This window comes from Pedobacter caeni (assembly GCF_900129215.1).
In the GTDB taxonomy this organism is placed as follows: domain Bacteria; phylum Bacteroidota; class Bacteroidia; order Sphingobacteriales; family Sphingobacteriaceae; genus Pedobacter; species Pedobacter caeni.
The window spans coordinates 1,365,161-1,384,217 of the sequence record NZ_FQUQ01000002.1; the positions used below are offsets into that span (position 1 = coordinate 1,365,161).

The 19,057-nt window shown below is 38.8% G+C and carries 17 protein-coding genes; 12 read left to right on the forward strand and 5 right to left on the reverse strand.

Annotated elements, in window-relative coordinates; translation table 11 throughout:
* Positions 1-4: 4 nt before the first annotated feature.
* The 5 genes from BUC20_RS13165 to BUC20_RS13180 all read right to left on the reverse strand — a co-directional run bounded on the left by BUC20_RS13165 (position 5) and on the right by BUC20_RS13180 (position 6,627).
* Complete coding sequence (locus tag BUC20_RS13165; protein ID WP_073231467.1) at positions 5-3,454, reverse strand: SusC/RagA family TonB-linked outer membrane protein; 3,450 nt, start codon at positions 3,452-3,454, stop codon at positions 5-7.
* A gap of 134 nt (positions 3,455-3,588) precedes the next feature.
* A complete protein-coding gene (locus BUC20_RS13170) occupies positions 3,589-4,563 on the reverse strand; it encodes a FecR family protein (RefSeq protein WP_159441096.1) in 975 nt (324 codons plus the stop codon).
* 71 nt (positions 4,564-4,634) lie between these two features.
* On the reverse strand, positions 4,635-5,198 hold the full coding sequence (locus BUC20_RS13175) for a sigma-70 family RNA polymerase sigma factor (protein ID WP_073231469.1): 564 nt from the start codon (positions 5,196-5,198) through the stop codon (positions 4,635-4,637).
* A gap of 149 nt (positions 5,199-5,347) precedes the next feature.
* The gene (locus tag BUC20_RS34285; protein ID WP_262497417.1) at positions 5,348-5,482 is read right to left on the reverse strand and encodes a hypothetical protein; all 135 of its coding nucleotides are present in this window, start codon (positions 5,480-5,482) and stop codon (positions 5,348-5,350) included.
* 296 nt (positions 5,483-5,778) lie between these two features.
* Positions 5,779-6,627 carry a helix-turn-helix domain-containing protein gene (locus tag BUC20_RS13180; protein ID WP_143166782.1) on the reverse strand — a complete coding sequence of 283 codons (849 nt, stop codon included), beginning with the start codon at positions 6,625-6,627 and terminating at the stop codon, positions 5,779-5,781.
* Positions 6,628-6,755: 128 nt separating this feature from the next.
* On the opposite strand from BUC20_RS13180, the gene BUC20_RS13185 reads away from it, so the two are divergent.
* The 12 genes from BUC20_RS13185 (at position 6,756) to BUC20_RS13240 (ending at position 18,999) form a co-directional block, all read left to right on the forward strand.
* Positions 6,756-7,316, forward strand: coding sequence for a GNAT family N-acetyltransferase (locus BUC20_RS13185; RefSeq protein ID WP_073231470.1), 561 nt, complete (start codon positions 6,756-6,758; stop codon positions 7,314-7,316).
* A gap of 742 nt (positions 7,317-8,058) precedes the next feature.
* Complete coding sequence (gene srmL / locus BUC20_RS13190; RefSeq protein ID WP_159441097.1) at positions 8,059-9,093, forward strand: PheS-related mystery ligase SrmL; 1,035 nt, start codon at positions 8,059-8,061, stop codon at positions 9,091-9,093.
* A gap of 133 nt (positions 9,094-9,226) precedes the next feature.
* Positions 9,227-9,877, forward strand: coding sequence for a Vat family streptogramin A O-acetyltransferase (locus BUC20_RS13195; RefSeq protein WP_073231825.1), 651 nt, complete (start codon positions 9,227-9,229; stop codon positions 9,875-9,877).
* A gap of 62 nt (positions 9,878-9,939) precedes the next feature.
* Positions 9,940-10,476, forward strand: coding sequence for a YbaK/EbsC family protein (locus tag BUC20_RS13200; protein WP_073231472.1), 537 nt, complete (start codon positions 9,940-9,942; stop codon positions 10,474-10,476).
* A 140-nt stretch (positions 10,477-10,616) separates the two neighbouring features.
* Entirely contained in the window at positions 10,617-11,084 is a 468-nt protein-coding gene (locus BUC20_RS13205; protein WP_073231473.1) for a GNAT family N-acetyltransferase, read from the forward strand.
* 279 nt (positions 11,085-11,363) lie between these two features.
* A complete protein-coding gene (locus BUC20_RS13210) occupies positions 11,364-11,753 on the forward strand; it encodes a cytidine deaminase family protein (protein ID WP_073231474.1) in 390 nt (129 codons plus the stop codon).
* A 150-nt stretch (positions 11,754-11,903) separates the two neighbouring features.
* Complete coding sequence (locus BUC20_RS13215) at positions 11,904-12,800, forward strand: GNAT family N-acetyltransferase (protein ID WP_073231475.1); 897 nt, start codon at positions 11,904-11,906, stop codon at positions 12,798-12,800.
* Positions 12,801-13,595: 795 nt separating this feature from the next.
* Positions 13,596-14,363, forward strand: a complete 768-nt coding sequence (locus BUC20_RS13220) for a hypothetical protein (RefSeq protein WP_073231476.1) — start codon at positions 13,596-13,598, stop codon at positions 14,361-14,363.
* Between the two features lie 355 nt (positions 14,364-14,718).
* Positions 14,719-15,696, forward strand: a complete 978-nt coding sequence (locus tag BUC20_RS13225; RefSeq protein ID WP_073231477.1) for an aldo/keto reductase — start codon at positions 14,719-14,721, stop codon at positions 15,694-15,696.
* Positions 15,697-15,709: 13 nt separating this feature from the next.
* Positions 15,710-16,447: an SDR family oxidoreductase gene (locus tag BUC20_RS13230; RefSeq protein WP_073231478.1), complete on the forward strand. Its 738-nt coding sequence runs from the start codon at positions 15,710-15,712 to the stop codon at positions 16,445-16,447.
* A 19-nt stretch (positions 16,448-16,466) separates the two neighbouring features.
* Positions 16,467-17,381 carry a helix-turn-helix domain-containing protein gene (locus tag BUC20_RS13235; protein WP_073231479.1) on the forward strand — a complete coding sequence of 305 codons (915 nt, stop codon included), beginning with the start codon at positions 16,467-16,469 and terminating at the stop codon, positions 17,379-17,381.
* A 187-nt stretch (positions 17,382-17,568) separates the two neighbouring features.
* Positions 17,569-18,999, forward strand: coding sequence for a serine hydrolase (locus BUC20_RS13240; protein ID WP_084528818.1), 1,431 nt, complete (start codon positions 17,569-17,571; stop codon positions 18,997-18,999).
* Positions 19,000-19,057: the final 58 nt, after the last annotated feature.

A 19,057-nucleotide genomic window follows, 5' to 3' on the forward strand; every position in this document is an offset into this window, starting at 1 on the left:
ATACTTAAAATGAGACGTTAAGTCCGGCAGCATAAACCGCCTGTACAAACATGTTCTTGCCACTACCATATTCTCCCAATGAGGCCGTTTCCGGGTCAAAGCCTTTGGTGATGGACGAGATGGTCCACAGGTTTTCCCCTGAAATGAAAAACCTTGCTTTCTGAAGGCCAATTTTGCTGATCCAGGTTTTTGGAAGGGTATAACCGAGTTGCAGGTTTTTTAACCTGATGTATGCCCCGTTTTGCAGGTAACGTGTCTGGCTCTGCTGGTTCTTCCGGTATTGTGCGTTGTCACTGTATGGACGGGGATACCAGGCATCAGTATTTATTCCTAATCCCGAATAGGTAGAACCTTCGGTATCCCGGTAATAATCTAAATGATGAGGGAATAAAGAGGTCTGGTTCCAGGCGTTAAAGCCCCAGAACATGTTTCCTGATAGCCAATAATCTCTTTTACCAACACCTTGAAAGAAGACGGATAGGTCAAAGTTTTTGTAACTGGCATTCAGATTTAGCGCGTATTGATAACGGGGTGTGGAGTTTCCGATGATCCTGCGATCGCCGGGATTAGCTAGTGTTCCCATTCCCTGGTCTATTTTTCCATCACCGTTGAGGTCGCGGTATTCTACATCTCCGGTCCGCCAGGTCTGTACACTGATGAAACTTTGAGATTTGCTCTTATTGATGCGGTCTGCATCTTCTTGTGTCCGGATCAGGCCTACGGTTTCATATCCCCAGATTTCTCCGGTTTGTTTCCCTACATAATCCGTAGTAAGTATGCCTGTTGGGTTGTTGTATTTGGTCACTACAGATTTATAGTCCGAAAGCAATGCGCTGATGCCATAAGAGAAATCACCAATCTTGTCCTTCCAGGACAGTGATAAATCCCATCCTCTGGTTCTCAGTTCAGAATTGTTTTCTTTTGGTACTACCGCTCCAAGTACAGCAGGCAAAGCTTGTGCAGGCCCTAAGCGATCAAATGTCATTCTTTGGTATACATCAAGTACAAAGTTCAGCCGTTGTTTCAGGAAGCTCATTTCTATCCCCAGGTCTGTCGATTCTGAGGATTCCCAGGTCAGGTTGGGGTTGATCAGGTTGGGGCCGGTAGTGTACGCAGGTCTTGCTCCATTCAGCAGCCAGCTTAATGATGGTTCTATTGCCAGGAGCGGCAGATCCTGATAAGCATTTACCCTTTGATTGCCTAGTCTTCCCCATGAAGCCCTTACTTTCATCGTGTTTACATAAGGGCTAACCGCTGTCCAGAAGTTTTCCTTATGGATGTTCCAGCCTGCAGAGAGCGACGGGAAGTAACCCCAGCGTTTCTTTTTGGCAAAAATTGAAGTTCCGTCGTTACGGCCGTTGATTTCCAAAAGGTATTTATCGCGGTAGTTGTAATTGAAGCGTGCAAAGTAGCCCATTGTTGCCCAGTGGCTCATTTCATCATAGGCCCGCATTTCACCAATGGAGGTGGTCATGGAAGGAACCGAAGGGGCAATTAATTCTCTTTTCAGGCCACCTAACAAGTCCCTTTTGCTGGATTCCTGTTGATATCCGGCCATGATGGAAAAATGATGATCCTCTTTCAGGTCATACTTAAAGGTCGTATAGACATTCAGGGAATTGTAAAAGGTGTTGGATTTTTCCTTTGTGAGGTAAGAGGGGACGGTTGCTGGTATGGCCACCATGGAGCCATCTACCCGGTCTTCGTAGGCAGTCAGGAAACGTTTTTCATAATCAGTGTAAGGAATGTCAACCGAGTAATCGACATTGATATCCCAGTTTTTTAAGGGTTTGAATTCTGTGGCAAAACGTTGCACCAGACTGCGTTCTGTAGTTCCTTCGCTTGAAGCCATCATGGCCGGAATTCTGGATAGATTGGAATAGTTGCCATTTGGCGAAACCAACCATTGGTTAGGGTGGGTACGGAGTACATGATGAAGGGCAAGTGCATAATCACCGTCTATACCTGGCTTATTTCTTTCAGACTGTGCCAGTCGGGTGTTGGAGCTGACTTTCCACCAATCGCTGAGTTTGATGTCCAGTTTGGAGTTCAGGTTGAACCTTCTGTAATCATCTTTACCGAATTTCATGATCCCTTTTTCGTAAGTATGGCCTGCGGATATGAAGTAGGAGCTATTGTCTCCTCCTCCGGCAATCGACAGGTTTTGCTGACTTCTGTTTCCATTTCCAAAATGGATATCCATCCAGTCGTTATTGCCGTTTGAAAGGAGGTAGGTAGCCCAGGTCTTTGGGTTTCCCGGATCCGGAATGGTTTGCGGACCGCTTGGGTCTTTCATATAGTTGACGATGCGGTCTATCGTTTCTTCTGTAAATAACCTCGCCACGCTCTGGTTATCATGCATTTCGTTCATGGCTTTTACGAAGGTATAGGCATCTACGGTGTGGGGTTTATCAATCGGTGTGGATATGGCGCTGTTGGCAGAAAAATTAACCTGCACCTTTTTTCCTAAGCTTCCTGATTTTGTCGTGATCAACACTACACCGTAGGGAGCTCTGGCTCCATAGATTGCTGAGGCTGCTGCATCTTTTAGGACAGAAATGCTTTCGATATCATTTGGGTCAACATCGTTCAGATCGCCAACGGTACCATCAATTACGACGAATGGAGATCCTTGTCCGCGGATTTGAATGCCCATTTTCGCACCAGGTTCATAACCCATATTGCCATAATTAAACTGTACGCCTGAAACGGTTCCCTGCATGGCCTGGCTAACATTCACCACCGGGCGGTTTTTTAGTTTAGCGGCATCAATCACTTCTACCGATCCGGTTAGGTTGGCTTTCTTTTGTGTGCCATATCCAACCACCACTAATTCAGTTAGGGTATTGGCTTTTGCTGTGCTCAGGGTGATGGTCAGGTTTTCTGATGATGGGTTTACGCTCATCTCCTCTGTTGCATATCCGAGATAGCTGATCAGTAAAGTATCCTGAGCCACAGCTGACGCGATCTTAAATGCACCATTACTGTCAGAAATTGCAGAAACTTTCCCTCGTTTTAAGCGGATGCTTGCTCCGGGAATGGCTGCTCCATCCGAATCTGTGACCTTTCCAATCAGAAATTCTTTTGCTTTTTCGGTTTCCTTTTTGATCAGTACCAGGCCGTTTGTGCCTTTGATGATCTTTACATCCAGAGGGTCGAGGATCCGGTGAAGTACCTGTTCCAGAGATTCATCTTTGATCAGGAGTTTATCCACTTTCCTGTTTTTAAGTCCCAGCTTTTCAGTAAAAGCAATGTCTACTCCGGTTTTCTTTTGCAGGTCTACGATGACCTCGTGGATGGTGGTGTTCCTGTACTCTAAATTCAATCGTTTTTCCAGGGATTGTGCGATGGATGAGCTCGCGATAAAAAAACAGAGGAACAAACTGAGGGCAACAGACAGCGCCGAAGGGCCGCCGGGCTCTTTTAATTTTTTTCTTAATTTGATGCGTTGCATTTGTTAACTTTGAGGTGTTTTACTAAACGGTTAAAGGTTGACGTAAAAGGATCCGTTGGAAAGGGTCAGAAGCTTTCCTTCAGATGGTATAAAATTCATAACAGGGCTGCACTATGCAGCCTTGTTTATTTTGCTTAATACAGTACTATCTGAGTGCTATCCTCCCTTTTTTTTGTGTAATTTTTTTCTGTCAGCCTGAGGATTTGCTCCAGCATCTCTTTGGACGTGATTGATTTCCGGAAAGTAATGTTATACCGGTCTTTAAGTAAGCTTTTGTCTTTTGTGAGCAGCTGAGTTCCGTAAATGTTGTAAAAGGTCTGGCTCAGTTCCTGGAAGCTTGCCCTGTCCAGAATCACCACCCCCGACATCCAGGAATCCCGGATAGAGGTAACGCTGTTCATTAAGCGATAGGTTCCTGTTTTACGGTTAAAGCGGAGTTCCTTATTGGGCGTAACTTCAGAAAGAACCTTGTCCTTGCTGGATATTTGTACTTTTCCTGTACGCACCATTATGTTTGTGTTTTTTATGGTTGGGTAGGCTTGTACGTTAAAGCTGGTCCCCAAAACGCGTACATCCAGTTCTCCACCGCGGATCACAAAAGGATGTTGCGGGTCTTTTTTGACATCGAAAAATGCTTCTCCGGTTAAAATTACCCCTCTGATCACCTGATCGTACGCATCCAGAACCTGTAGTTTGGTATTGGCATTCAGGATCACGATGGTACTATCGGCCAGCAGTACTCTTTTTTGCTCCATTGGTCCGGTCTGGTAGGTCTTTGTGACCTGAGTCTGTACCTTGTCGAAAGCTTTTGTTATGGGATCAGTTTTAAACCATAGGTAATAGGATAGCGCAATTAGCGGGATTAATGATGCAGCGGCTGCCCATCTCCAGGATAAACGTTTGATTTTAGGTTCTTTCCTGGCTGATACCGTTTGTGATAAAATGCGTTGTTCGATTTCTGAAATAAATTGCGGTGATATAGGAGCGAGCTGCTCCGTTTCGTTTTCGTCTAAAGACTCGTACCATGCGTCCACAACGAAGCGCTCAGCAGGTGTTGCTGTTCCGTTTTGGTATTTGTGTATGAGTTTTTGTAAATGTTTAAAATCCATTGCCTCTGGCATTAACTAACCCTAAGACAATTAGAAAGGGGACGAGGTATGTAAGAAACTTGAAAAATCTTCTAATTGTCTATCAGTAAGGCAAATAAAGTGATGCAGAGTGGGTGGTTGAGGTCTGGATGTCTTTGTCGGAGCGACAGTTTAATCCTGCGGAACATTTCTACGCTATATCCTTTTACAGTCTGTTCTGCCAAACCTAAAGCTTCTGCGATCTCTCTGAGGGAGAAATCTTCATTGCGCATGGCATAGATCTTTTGCATGTTTTCCGGTAGTTCTGAGAGGATTTCGGAAAGGCTGGTATTCAGTTCTTTTTCTATCAGTAAATCCAACACCGGAGAATCAATCTTACGCGTGGTGGTCATCATCTTCTTGACCGCTTTTTGATGGAGATCTGCTCTGGAGAAGTGATTCAGTATCCTGTTTTTAAGTGCAGTGTTTAAATAAGCGGTTAAAGATCCTGTGATGATCAGCTTGTCTCTCTTTACCCAGATGTGAATGAGCAGCTCCTGCACAATATCGGCAGCATCGTCACGATCGCCCAATTTGCCATAAGCAATGCTGAGCAACCTGCTGGTATGTTCGGCTACAAGTTGTCCGTAATCGATTTCTTTTATACAAGTTTGCATAAAGCGTTGCTCATGACCGGTGATTTATTTGGTTGCCTTTTGTGTTTGGTTGTGGCAAGTTAGTAAAGATTTGTTAAAGTAATGTTAAGCGGTAAATCAGTACGCTTTTGCCTACTGATTTATCAGGTACCCTGTTGGTATTCATGGTGTTATTTTGGCTTCTTTTTTTTCCATTGTCCGATGAGATGTTCTATTTCCGATCGGAGAAAGTAATCTTTTCCTCCAATTTCTTTGGTAACAAGTGTTCCGTCCTGGACCCTTCGTTTGTACGTGGAAAAGCTCATGTGCAGCATTTTTCTAAGGTCCTGGACATCCAGGATTTCATATTTTTGAGGAGGTGGATGTTGAAGTGGTTGGTTTGCCTGGGCTTATCCGAGTGGGTAAACACGTTTCGACGATGTTTGCTCACTTTTTTTTGTTCTGTAATTCATTGCAAATCATGTAGATAATGAAGGCTACTTCGTTTAGTCTTGTGGTTCGATGTTGCTCTCCGCCAAAACTTGATTTTTCCGGAAAGATAGGACCAATTATCTCTCTGTTTAAGATAAGTCTGAGGTAAATATATAGATTGTTTATCGGATTACTTTCTATAAGCTGTTAATGTCATTCCCGTTTGTCTCTTGAAGTAGCGAGCCATATATGATGTGTCTTCAAAAGATAGGCGATCTGCAATCTGTTGGATTGACATTTCAGTCGTACGTAAAAGTGCTTTAATCTCTAGAACAACTTGCCTGTCAATTAAACCTTTAGGCGAATCATTCAAAAAATCTTTGGAGATTTGAGAGAGATAATAAGGTGAAATGTTTAGTCTGTTTGCATAAAACGCGACATTTCGCTGTTCTGTGCTATGTTGAGTGATCAGTTCCCAAAACTTCCAGCACAATATTTCTTTTCGGCTGTATTGATGTTCCAGGTTAATTTCTGTCGGTGAAACAGTCTCAGCTATTTTGAGAAAAAACAATTGTAAACTATTCCGCAACATAATATGTTGATGCGTTGTGCATGTATTTTTGATGTGTTTTATTTGCGCTATCCATCCATGTAATAGGGCAACGTCCGGCCCCAGAGGTCTACAGAATGGAGATTGATGTAGAAACAAAAATAGTTGATTGGGTAAATCAAAGGCTACTTCTGCGGCCAAACTTCTATCTACAAGGCAGTAGAATACTTTGAAATCAACGGATACCCGTTGCACTACTGTAATATAATCCTCAGCCAGCACCAATACATCATTAGGCTTTAGCAGATAATTCTTAAAATTAACGCTAACTACCGAAGTGCCTTCCAGACATACAATTAATGAAGTATAGCTGAGCTGTAAGGGGTATCCCAGACTTTGGCTAAGATTACTTTCCCCTAGTGTTAGTTTCTCTTTTCCCGGGAAAATATCCGGTGTATAATTCAATGTAGTGCTTTCTGTTTTTACCATAAATTTAGATTATTTAAGATAAGTAGGTGTAATTTGTTTTCAAAAGTACCCATTTTACGAAATTTTTGGCTGTATCTCTAATAAATAAAGACTGTAATTTTGCCACGTACATTTAAAAATAGAATGTTATGATTTTAGAAACATCAAGATTGATTTTGCGTCCATTCAGAGAGGCTGACGCAGAAGACTTATACGAATATGCGAAGGACGGCAGAGTGGGACCAATAGCAGGTTGGCCTCCGCATAAGAGTGTGGAACAAAGTAGAGAAATAATCAAAACAATATTTATGCAAGATGGAGTATTTGCCATCACATTAAAAGAGGATGACATCGCTATTGGGATGATTAGTTTGATTTTGGGAGAGAAAAGTAATTTTCCAATCACCGAATCTGAAGGCGAAATTTCATATTGGCTAGGTGTTCCATTTTGGGGCAAGGGTATAGTACCTGAAGCAATTGGAGAAGTTGTACGCTATGGTTTCGAGGGTTTGAGATTAGTTAATATCTGGTCTGGCTATTACGATGGAAACGCCAAATCAAAGATCGCACAAGAAAAATGTGGATTTCATCATCATCATGTGGAAGAAGCTAGCGTAAATGAGTTAATGAATGACATACGAACAGAACATATCAGTCGTATGACACGGGATGAATGGACGATGGCTGTCCATGGTAAGGTCTCATTCTAATCACAAGCACCTCTACAGGTGTGCTTGTGATATGTTTATGGATATGAAGGAACAAACAATCGTTTGGCGGTCAGGATCCCAATAGCTATTAAACATCGAGCTATGTATTTTTTATGATAATAAAAAAAGAAATAGAATATTACAAAATGCACATAACTGAGCAAGATGTGCTAATAAAAAAGTAATCTGGACTCGTAAATTTGAGTACCAAAGAAAAAAGATTGTTTAAAGGATGGAGTCAATAAATAAATTAGTACAAGAATATCAGAAAGAGTTAAATAATGGAGACTTGGGAAAAACTTACAAATTCTTACTAAGCTTTATCATGAAGGTACGGGGAGAATTGTGTTGCTGTCCAGATACTGACTACGGTATATTGTCGATCCACCAACGATGAAGATATTAAAATTTGGCTGAAGTGTAAAAATTGACTACAAGAAGGTAGACATCCGTGGATTAAAAACGACAAATAACATAATTATTTAAAAACAGATAATATACATATTTATAACTGTTAAATAAACATTTTTAGAATCTGACAAGAAATACCTTGGTAGGTACATTTTTACTGAATGATAGTAGAATCAATATACTGTTTTCCTTTTTCTTTTTTGACCCGCCAGGGCCGAGATAAAATAATATGTCCGTTGCGTACGGATATCAACTTCAGATTTTACTTCACGAATTTTTAATATTAAGTACCGCGACAGCTCTATCGCGGACTCTAAATACAACAATAGATATGAATAATATCCCAAAGACTATAAATGAAAAGCGTAGTCTAAAATTACATCAGAATAAACTACATCCAGTTTGTCAGTTGAAAGAGAAAATCCAGCGCTATTTCCACGATTTTACGCCTTTTGACAATTTAAGTGAAGTCGTTAGTATAGAAGGTAATTTTGATGAGTTGCTTGTGCCGCAGGATCACCCGGCTCGATCTACCAATGATACATATTATGTAGATTCGGCTCATGTGTTAAGAACACAAACTTCTGCGCATCAGAACGAATTATTGAGGAGAGGCTATCAAAGCTTTGTGGTCACAGGTGATGTTTATCGAAAAGACACTATTGATCGCACACATTATCCCGTTTTCCATCAAATGGAGGTAGTCAAGGTATTGCCCAAAGGCACAGATGCTCTTTCTGACCTCAAAAGTACGCTATCGGGACTAATAGAATATTTGTACCCAGGCAAAGATTATAGATTCTTGGATGATAGTTTTCCGTTCACAGAGCCTTCGGTGCAGATCGAGGTTTATCAAAATGAAGACTGGATGGAAGTTCTCGGTGCGGGCGTCATCCATCCTAAGATTCTGGAAAATTGCAATATTGAAGCCACAGGTTGGGCTTTTGGATTAGGCCTGGACCGTCTTGTACTTTCTTATTGCAACATCCCTGACATACGCTATCTATGGACTACAGACGAGCGTTTTCTGAAACAATTTAAAGATGGCCTGTCCCAATTCCAAGAATATTCTAAATATCCCCCTGTTTTTAAGGATATATCATTCTGGGTCAATGGGTATACCGAAAATAGAGATGAACTCTGGTCTGAATATAATAATTTTTGCGAGATCATTCGTGAAGAAGGACTTGATCTGGTTGAGGACGTTACTCTTCAAGATAAATTCCAAAAGGAGGGAAGGACGTCACTTTCCTATAGGATTGCCTATCGTTCAGGTGAGCGTACGCTCTCTAATGAGGAAATCAACCTAATACAGGAGAAAATCAGAACAGTTCTTTCTGATAAGTTTGAGATTATCTTGCGGTAATTGTTAAATGGGTTCTGCAAACCATTCGTTTGCAGAACCCATTGTCATAAGATATTGGATAGAGAGGCAGAGGAAATTTTTAAATCCTAAAAGATATAAAGAAATGAATATGCAACACCTAAATAAATCAAATATGGAAATTCCAAACAAAGATAATCCATATCCTATAGAGGGAAACAAGAAAATATGCTTCCTAAAAAACATAGTAGCAAATCCAATGATTAGTGTTGGCGACTACACCTACTATGATGACGAACACGATGCTTGTAATTTTGAGAAAAATGTATTGTACCATTATGAAATAATTGGCGACGTTTTGATAATAGGAAAATTCTGCATGATCGCTTCTGGCGTTAAATTTATCATGAATGGAGCCAGTCACCGTATGGAAGGAGTCTCAACTTATCCATTTAACCTCTTTGGAAGTGATTGGGCAGCTGCAACTCCCACTTTGGATCAACTACCTTATAAAGGAAATACCGTCATCGGAAATGACGTGTGGATCGGAAGAAATGTTACAGTTATGGCAGGAGTAAAGATAGGGGACGGTGCCATAGTTGCGGCCAACTCTACAGTTACGAAAGACGTGAAGCCCTACGCAATAATAGGAGGTAATCCTGCTAAATTGATTCGATATCGTTTCTCTTCGGAAGTAATCCAGAAATTACTGATAATAAAGTGGTGGGATTGGGATATTGAAACAGTTACTCAAAATTTAGAGTTGATCACGAATAAGGTGGGGGATACGAACATTGATATATTGTCCAATGTAAGAGCAAAATAGATCAAAAAAACATATTAACTAAAAACCGAAAGATAAGAGTACTCGGATTAAGATCACAAGCGATGTTTATAAGCGAAATTTCAAAAGAAGCTCCTTCAAAATTTAATTCGGAAATTCAGGAAGCGACCTACAACGTTCTACACAAACTTGACATTCCCTTTGAGCGGATTGAAACTAATGAGGTCGTTACTATGAATCAGTGTCAAATTGTCAATGAGCGTTTACAGATGGATATGGTGAAGACACTTTTCTTATGTAACCGAAAAAGGACTGCATTTTATCTGGTTGTAATGTTGGGGAATAAACCCTTCAATACAAAGCTATTTAGTGACTCACTAAACATCTCCAGGGTATCTTTTGCTCCTGAAGATATGCTAATGCATTTTTTAGGCGTGAAAGTCGGTGCAGCAAGTATTTTCGGACTGCTAAATCCTAATAGTGAGGATGTCCATGTCGTGTTGCACAGGGATGTTACTTTGCTGCCGAATTATGGTTGTAGCGACGGTACGACCACAAATTATTTAAAAATCGGAACCCACCATATAATTGAAGACTATCTTGCCTTTTTGAAAAGAAAAGTGACAATTGTGGAGTTTTGAAACTGAATTTTTTATTGGTGTAGATTTCAATACCTCTTTGAGGATCAAATATAGTGAATGGCCATAAAACAATAAATTTACTATTGGTCTGGAAGCCCAGGGATTTTTAAAAAGAAAACAAAACATATAGTTATAAAAATATGAACATTAGAAAAGCAGTCCGGGCAGATCTGCCAAAGATAAAGAGCCTTTATTTCCAACTCTTTGAACAGATGGCACATCATGAACCCAACTATATGCAGAAAGCGCATCAGGACGAAAGTTTTCTGCAAAGAGTCATTGCCGGAGAAGATCAGTTTACAGCCTTTGTATATGGGGAAGATGATGAAGTAAAAGGAATTGCAATTACACAATTACAGCAAAGCCCACCTTACAATTGTTTCGTACCCTTGAAATGTGTGTATTTAATGGACATTGTTGTTGATGCGGATATGCGTGGAATGGGAATTGGTAAAGCATTGATTGATCGCGTTAAAACGTGGGCAAAGGAAAACGAAGCGGACTATGTCGAGTTAAGTGTCTTGTCTAAAAACGCTTCCGCTGCGGCATTGTATCTGCACGAGGGTTTTGAACCATACAGCTTGTCTATGAGATTGAAAATTGAATAACCTATTTAGACAATCATAATAAAAGCAAATGCCAACGCATCTCATACAAAATTTTCCTTTTCAAGGGTTTCACATCTCGTGAAACCCTATATGCACACATTAGCTATTGTACTACTATTAATTATAATAGGCGGTGCATTTGGCACGATAAGTCCATTTCTAGTTCAGAAAATTGTCGACGACGCACTACCCGCATCGGCTATGGGATAATCTGATTGCTTATGGAGCTAGATATGCCAAAATGGCTATGAATTGATTTATAAAATTAAAACCCGAGAGATGAACCTAAAAGAAGAAGCCACCCAGTTGGCAAAATCGGTCACATTAAATGATTATATTTCATATGGAGATGTCGCCGCCGCAATTGAAACCCTAGAAGGTAATGTGTATACAGGCATCAGCATTGATACAGCCTGCTCTTTGGGGCATTGTGCCGAACACAGTGCTGTTTCAGAAATGCTGAAACACGGAGAATATCGCATCAAAGCAGTGGTAGCCGTAGACAGCGGGGGAAATGCAGTTCCTCCCTGTGGAAGGTGTCGCGAACTAATGAGCCAATTATCTCCTGACAATAGAAAATCAATCGTGGAAGTCCGCAACGGGATTTTCAAAACACTGGAGGAATTAATGCCATTTGACTGGAAAAATGAATCCGGACAAAGGCGATAAAAAATTAAAGACATCATATTAAGAATGAATACAACATATCAAAGAATTAATATTGAAGAATGGAAACGGAAAGAGCATTTTGATGCTTATCGTGGTGCATTAAAAGGGGGAAGTTGGATTGATAGAAAAAGAAAAATTTTTTAAGATACAATGAATACAAATAGAAAGGTTTATTCAGGGTTGGAGGAACTAAAACAACATTTTCTTAGTTTTAACGAACTCTATGATATCTGTCTGGATGGAGATTACGAGCCATGGTATGGGATGGGATATTGGGACAATACTTTTATACCATTTTTTATAGTCCAGGATAATAAGGTGATTGCAAATGTTTCTTTATCTCCTATGGTGATGGTTTTACAAGGGCAATCCCATCATGTTCTACAGATTAGTGCAGTGATGACACATCCTGCTTTTAGAGGCCAGGGGCTGTCGCGTTATCTCATGAAACATGTTATGAGTCATTTCTCTGAGCAATATGAATTCATATACCTATTTGCTAATGAAGAGGTGTTAGATTTTTACCCAAAGTTTGGCTTTGTTAGGTTAGATGAAAGTAGTTTTAGGCTTAAAGATTTAACAGATTTTGAAGCAATGAGTTCCGATTGGAGAAAGCTTTCTATTCAAAATAGAGAAGATAAAAATCTCCTGGAGCGATTTGCTAAAGACCATAGACTGCTGTCAAAAACCTTGTCTTTTGAGCCTAATTCTTGTTTGTCGACCTATCATTTTATATTACAGTTTGAAGATTCGTTATATTATTCAGAAACAAGAGACTGCTTAGTATTGATGGAATTTGAAGAAGAAGATCTGAAAATTTATGATGTTTTTTCAATTAGGCCCTTTAAATTAGAAGAGTTGATTCCTACTTTAATTAAGACAAAAACGAAAGAGATCAGTTTCTTTTTTGTTCCAGATACTGATTTTGGTGGAAAACTCGAAGTTGAAAGAGACCCCTTCGATGACGATGCATTATACGTATATCCTGAACACAAAAAACATCTATTTATTGAGAATTTTGTCTTTCCTATAACTTCTCATTATTAACAAAAGTGGATAGCAAAATCCACTGATAGAAAAAAGTATCACTGAAAGCCATAGGCAATACCTTATAAGCCATGATTAACAGATAAAACTCCTCAAAAACTTAAATGATCGAATTTATCAACTGGTGGAAGTTCAGCCAGACCCTTTACAAAGTTACATATCGTTTTTGGTATGATTAACGATGTTTTATGTAAACTAATCGCTCATATTCAGAAGAAACATCTGGAGCAAGTGGTAGAATATCAATGCCTTGCCATTGCAGATGTTTGGAATTTAATATGCTGGAATCAAGTTAGATAATGACGATTCATGATGCCTGAGATTATCCAGTATACGAAATGGTGGCATTGTTCAAGCTCAGAGTTTACATAAAATACTTAAATTGTCAGTCAATTTAAGTATAGATTGGTCGATCAGGTAATACGGAATATGAAATATAATCTTGATGTTCTCAATGATAAAGAAGTTGAATATCTATGCAAAGATCTCTTAGATACGTACTATAAAGTTGATTTTCAGTTGTTCAAGGCAGGTAAAGATGGTGGAATCGATACTCAGCAAAAATCCGAAGTTGATGGATGAAGAAATTCAGACTATAGAAGAGGTATATAAAAAGATCTATAATTCTATATGCTTTACAGTGATGATTTGTTGAAATATCAATTTTACAGTATTACTTATATCTTTTACGGTAAAAGCCTGACTGGAAATAAATAATGACAAAAGCGCTGCCTGAAGCAATTGGATTATCCAAATAGTAATTTTCACAAAACGAATAAAAAAACAGAAAATAAGTTGGATCAGCAGAATAAAACCATTTTTAGATTACTGGCTTTTATAGCAGTAGCTTTTCTTCTTTTACCATGGAATAACTTTTTATCAGGGAATAAAGTTATGCAGGTAATTGGCAATTGGATCTTTCTTGTTCCTGTGGTAATCATTGCGTTAATTATCGGCGTTGGAATAAAGAAACTATGGGACAAGCCCTTAATTATGGAGCTTGTAAAAAAACAATATCGTAGAGACACAGCCTTACAAAAAGCAATCAAGGTAGATTATAAAGTAATAGTCAGCTTAATTATCCTGGCAATGATCCAATTTTATTTATGCTTTTCAACAACCAATAAAGATGATGGGATACAGTTTTCGTATTTTGGGATATTGTTTTTTTTAAGCACTTTACGTTTGGTTCCTGATGCAGCCAACAACGAAAATATGGGCAGATTGGGAGCCATTTTCCTTACCGTGGCCTTTTCAGTCTTTATACTTGGTCTTTATATTTTTAATCCCACAACAGAAATTTTATACATCATTGTTGCAAGCTACATAAACCTTGCCTATCATTTGCTTTTTGCCAATAAAAAGCAAATTGAAAGAAATACCACAAGAGGAGGCTGTATGATGTTGATCTTCATTTTACTCATTGTTATAGCCACCATTATTTCAATCAGTTCAAACCTGTTTGTCAATTTCTCGAAAGATTATAATATGTACTATTTTTTTAATGGAATCTATTTCTTAACAGCCAGTTGGATTGAATATACTGCGCAAAAACAAATCTGATTAGGCAAGATGATCTTTCCGGCGGCCTTTGGCGATCTTTTGTATGGCATTACTAAAACGATGCATGATGTCTCTGATTGCATCTTCAGCCGGCTTATTCAAATACCCGCGAATTTGTAGATGTTGGAAGTGGCATCCATCCCTTTGACCTTCGGCCTGTTTAGGATACCTTTTACTACGCTACTTTCGACTCCCAAGCGCATATAGCCTTTTAAAGAAACCTGTTCGTCCGGGCTGAGTTCAAAATGAAAATCTGACTACAACACTTACCAATTCAACTACTTTTTATAGAACGACAATCAAGAGTTTTGTACTTGAAATTTATTCAGTTTAAGAAACAATTAAAAATAGAATTATGCAAAAGAGAAAATTAGGAAATAGCGGATTGGAAGTTTCCGAATTAGGCTTTGGCTGTATGGGTTTAAACTTTTTGGACGGTAAAGGTCTTGATAAGAAAGAGGCCATAACATTATTACGCAACGCAGTTGAAAGAGGTATCACATTTTTTGATACCGCAGAAGCTTACGGACCCTACACCAATGAAGAAATTGTTGGCGAGGCATTACAGCCTTATAGAAAAGATGTAGTAATAGCCACAAAATTTGGTTGTAAAGATGCTAGACCAGCAATAGGTTTAGACAGCAGACCTGAAACGATAAGATCAGTAACCGAAGCATCTCTAAAAAGGTTAAAAACAGATTACATTGATTTGCTTTATCAGCACAGAGTTGACCCTAATGTTCCAATAGAAGATGTTGCAGGAACAATAAAAGACCTGATACAAGAGGGCAAAGTAAAATATTTCGGTTTATCGGAAGCAGGTGCTAAAACTATCCGAAAAGCACATTCAATTCAACCTATATCAGCATTACAAAGCGAATACTCTTTGTTTTGGCGTGAGCCAGAAGATGAAATCATACCTGCTTTAGAAGAGTTAGGAATTGGTTTCGTTCCGTTCAGTCCTTTGGGTAAAGGCTTCCTCACAGGTATAATAAACAAAAAATTAGAGGATATCGACCGTAGAAATATTATTCCTCGTTTCAGCGAAGAAAACATAAAAGCCAACCTGGTTTTAATAGATGCGCTTTCAGAAATTGCTCAACAAAAAAATATTACAACCGGCCAGTTAGCATTAGCTTGGCTATTAGCTCAAAAGCCGTGGATAGCACCAATACCAGGGACTACAAAATTGCATCGTTTAGAGGAAAACATTAGCAGTACAAATATTGTATTAACAGTCGATGAACTTGCAAAAATTGATACAACGGTAAATGGAATTACACTTGTAGGCGACCGCTATCCTGAATTTTTAGAAAAACAAATAGACAAATAGAAAGCTAACATCAATGCAAAATATTAAAGGAAAAGTAGTTGCTATTACAGGTGCAAGTAGTGGAATGGGCAAAGCAATTGCAATAGGATTAGCAAAAAACGGTGCAAAGGTTGTTTTGGGTGCAAGGCGAACAGAACAATTACAACAAATTGTTGAAGAAATTAAAAGCACAGGTGGGGAAGCCACCAGTGCTAAAATTGATGTAAAGAATAAAGCCGATTTAGTCCGGTTCGTAAATACAGCAGTTGAGCAATACGGAGCGCTAGATGTCATTGTAAACAACGCAGGTGTTAGTCAATTAAGCCGTATTGACGAGTTGGATATTGATGATTGGGAAGAAATGATTGACATTAACCTCAAAGGCGTTTTGTATGGAATGGCGGCTGCAATTCCCATTTTCAAACAACAACAATCAGGACATATCGTCAATATCATTTCAACTTCAGGAATAAAGATTGTTCCAATGCAGGGCGTTTATGCAGGAACTAAAAATGCCATTCGGACTATTGCAGAAGCGTTTCGTCAAGAGTCAGAAGGAAACATACGCATTACAGGCGTTTCGCCCGGATTTGTGAAAACAGACTTTGCGAACAACATAAAAAACGAAGAAATGAAAACAACTATCCAAAAAGGAATGGAACAAATTGCCATAAATCCCTTAGCCATTGCTAACGCTGTGATTTATGCATTAAGCCAACCTAACAATGTTGAAATTGGCGATATCGTTATTCGCCCGTCAAAACAAAATTGATTAAATTCGTAAACGAAAAATGCAGCAACAATCTAACATAAATCACATTAAAAGTATATCGCAACTTGTGCGTCTTTTGAGAGTTCCTGCACCACTGCACCCACTGATTGCATTGGTTGATTATAATAATGTTTCGATTGAACTGTTTCCAAAAGGGCAAAAAGTAAGCCTTGATTTTTACAAAGTTTCTTTTAAGCCTACATTTACAGGACAGATAAAATACGGACAAGGATATTATGATTTTGAAGAAGGCGGATTAGCATTTTTGAAGCCAAAACAAATCGTTTTTCCACCGGAAGACATAGAAAGCTATGAAGGTATTGCTTTGTATTTCCATTCGGACTTTATCCGGAATTATCCTTTAGGAAGCACAATAAATCAGTATGGCTTTTTTTCTTACGATGTTTCAGAAGCCTTATTTCTATCGGCAAAAGAAAAAGAAATCATAACCATTTTATTTGCTACAATAGCGAATGAATTAGACAATAATATTGACAGTTTCAGCCAAGACGTTTTGGTGTCGCAAATAGAATTGTTATTGAATTACAGCAATCGTTTTTATAACAGGCAATTTATTACGAGGAAAGCAATCAATCACGACATCATAACATCTTTGGACGAACTCTTAAACCGCTATTTTGAAGAAGAAAATAGTCTGAAAAACGGCTTGCCATCAGTGAAATATATCAGTACAGAGTTAAAGCTATCGCAGCGCTATTTGAGTGACATGTTGAGTTCATTGACAGGGCTAAACACACAACAGTACATTCAGAACGCAATCATAGAAAAAGCTAAAGAAAAATTATCAAATACAAATCTTTCCGTTTCGGAAATTGCTTATAAATTGGGATTTGAACATTCACAATCATTTAGCAAACTTTTCAAGACAAAGACAAATGTTTCGCCTTTGGAGTTCAGACATTCGTTTAATTAAAGACGGCAGAGAGCAAATGAATAAAAGTCAATGCCACTAACGTGATAAAAAGATTTGCTATACCCTGTGTAGCAAATTGGCATGGAGCCATAGTAGACTTATCAGGAGGGTGGAAAATGAAAATGCACGAACGTAAGTCAAAGCCTTGGTTCACATTGGAAGCTTTAAATATGTATATTGATTTCAAATGAAAACTATGAAACTTTTTAAGGTTGTGGCATCAATAGTATTATTGAACCTTATATCATTAACTGTAACAGCCCAAGCTAATCAACCTCAAAAAAGTGATTCAGTATTGCTCGTAATAAAGCAATACATCAATGAGCACAATACCGTCGCTATTTATGAGATGGGCAATGAGTCATTTAGAAAAGGTTTTGATAAAGAAAAGTTGGGTGCCTTTTTTGAAAAAGAGATTTATCCTTTGGGTAAGATTAGACAATCTTCACCTATTGTACTTAGCCAAAATCCAGAGAAATACAAACTACAATTTGAATCCGGAAAGCTTGAGTTTTCTTTTTTGCTTGACAAGACCGGTAAATTTAGTTCGTTTACTTTTTCACCTTTTAAAGCCGTTATAACAAGCAAGTCTGTACCTGCTGCTACCTCCAACAAGTTAAGCACCGTACTTGATAAACAGGTTGACTCCATTGCCCGAAGGTATATCCAGAAATCCAATACAGTTGGCTTAAGTATAGGAGTTTTAAAAGATGGCCAGATGAAAACTTATGGTTACGGCGAAACAAGTAAAGGGAGCAGCAAACTTCCAGATGCAAATACCATATTTGAAATAGGATCGATTACTAAAACATTTACGGCCACTATATTAGCTCATTATATAAATGAAGGAAAAATTAGTCTGATAGATCCAATCATCAAATACTTGCCGGATTCGCTGTCGGCAAATTCCGAACTTCATAAAATCACAATTTTAAACCTGAGTAACCATACTTCCGGACTTCCGACTATTCCTGGTAATTTTGCAAATAAAATGAATCCGGCCAATCCCTATATCCATTACGATGAAAGACTACTTTTTGCCGGACTTAGAACATGTAAATTAACGACTGCCCCTGGAACGGTGTACGCATACTCGAATTTGGCTACTGGTTTACTAGGGGTAATTTTAGAAAGAATAAGTGGTAAAACTTATGAACAACTTGTGAAAAAATTGATAACTGTTCCATTGCATATGCACAATACTTCCCAACGATTAACACCTCAGCAAAATAAACAATTCGTTAAGGTTTATGATGCTGATGGTGATGAAATCCAGCCTTGGGATTTTAATGCGCTTGCGGGGTGTGGATCTCTCCGTTCCACGGTCAATGATTTATTGCTTTATGCAAAAGCGAATATTAAAAGCGATTATGTCCCTTTATCTAATTCCTTTACACTGACACATAAGGTTACTTACAGCAAGGATCCAGTGGTCTGTTTAGGTTGGCATCTATTTCAAGAAGATGGAGCCAGCTATTACTGGCACAATGGTGGCACAGGTGGAAGCAGAAGCTATTTGATTTTGAATACGGAAAAGAAAATTGCCGTGGTTGTCCTATCTAATTCAAATGTTGGTGTCGACGACATTGGCATTTCGATTCTGAGGAAAATAATTTGAATCGTGGAAAGAAGCGTTACTGGCATTCTGTAAAATTGTCAAGGTATCTTTTCAGCCA

Coding starts and splice junctions, on each gene's coding strand:
- BUC20_RS13165 (WP_073231467.1), bottom strand. CDS start 3,454: ATGCAACGCATCAAATTAAGAAAAAAATTAAAAGAGCCCGGCGGCCCT.
- BUC20_RS13170 (WP_159441096.1), bottom strand. CDS start 4,563: ATGGATTTTAAACATTTACAAAAACTCATACACAAATACCAAAACGGA.
- BUC20_RS13175 (WP_073231469.1), bottom strand. CDS start 5,198: ATGCAAACTTGTATAAAAGAAATCGATTACGGACAACTTGTAGCCGAA.
- BUC20_RS34285 (WP_262497417.1), bottom strand. CDS start 5,482: ATGAGCTTTTCCACGTACAAACGAAGGGTCCAGGACGGAACACTTGTT.
- BUC20_RS13180 (WP_143166782.1), bottom strand. CDS start 6,627: ATGGTAAAAACAGAAAGCACTACATTGAATTATACACCGGATATTTTC.
- BUC20_RS13185 (WP_073231470.1), top strand. CDS start 6,756: ATGATTTTAGAAACATCAAGATTGATTTTGCGTCCATTCAGAGAGGCT.
- srmL (WP_159441097.1), top strand. CDS start 8,059: ATGAATAATATCCCAAAGACTATAAATGAAAAGCGTAGTCTAAAATTA.
- BUC20_RS13195 (WP_073231825.1), top strand. CDS start 9,227: ATGGAAATTCCAAACAAAGATAATCCATATCCTATAGAGGGAAACAAG.
- BUC20_RS13200 (WP_073231472.1), top strand. CDS start 9,940: ATGTTTATAAGCGAAATTTCAAAAGAAGCTCCTTCAAAATTTAATTCG.
- BUC20_RS13205 (WP_073231473.1), top strand. CDS start 10,617: ATGAACATTAGAAAAGCAGTCCGGGCAGATCTGCCAAAGATAAAGAGC.
- BUC20_RS13210 (WP_073231474.1), top strand. CDS start 11,364: ATGAACCTAAAAGAAGAAGCCACCCAGTTGGCAAAATCGGTCACATTA.
- BUC20_RS13215 (WP_073231475.1), top strand. CDS start 11,904: ATGAATACAAATAGAAAGGTTTATTCAGGGTTGGAGGAACTAAAACAA.
- BUC20_RS13225 (WP_073231477.1), top strand. CDS start 14,719: ATGCAAAAGAGAAAATTAGGAAATAGCGGATTGGAAGTTTCCGAATTA.
- BUC20_RS13230 (WP_073231478.1), top strand. CDS start 15,710: ATGCAAAATATTAAAGGAAAAGTAGTTGCTATTACAGGTGCAAGTAGT.
- BUC20_RS13235 (WP_073231479.1), top strand. CDS start 16,467: ATGCAGCAACAATCTAACATAAATCACATTAAAAGTATATCGCAACTT.
- BUC20_RS13240 (WP_084528818.1), top strand. CDS start 17,569: ATGAAAACTATGAAACTTTTTAAGGTTGTGGCATCAATAGTATTATTG.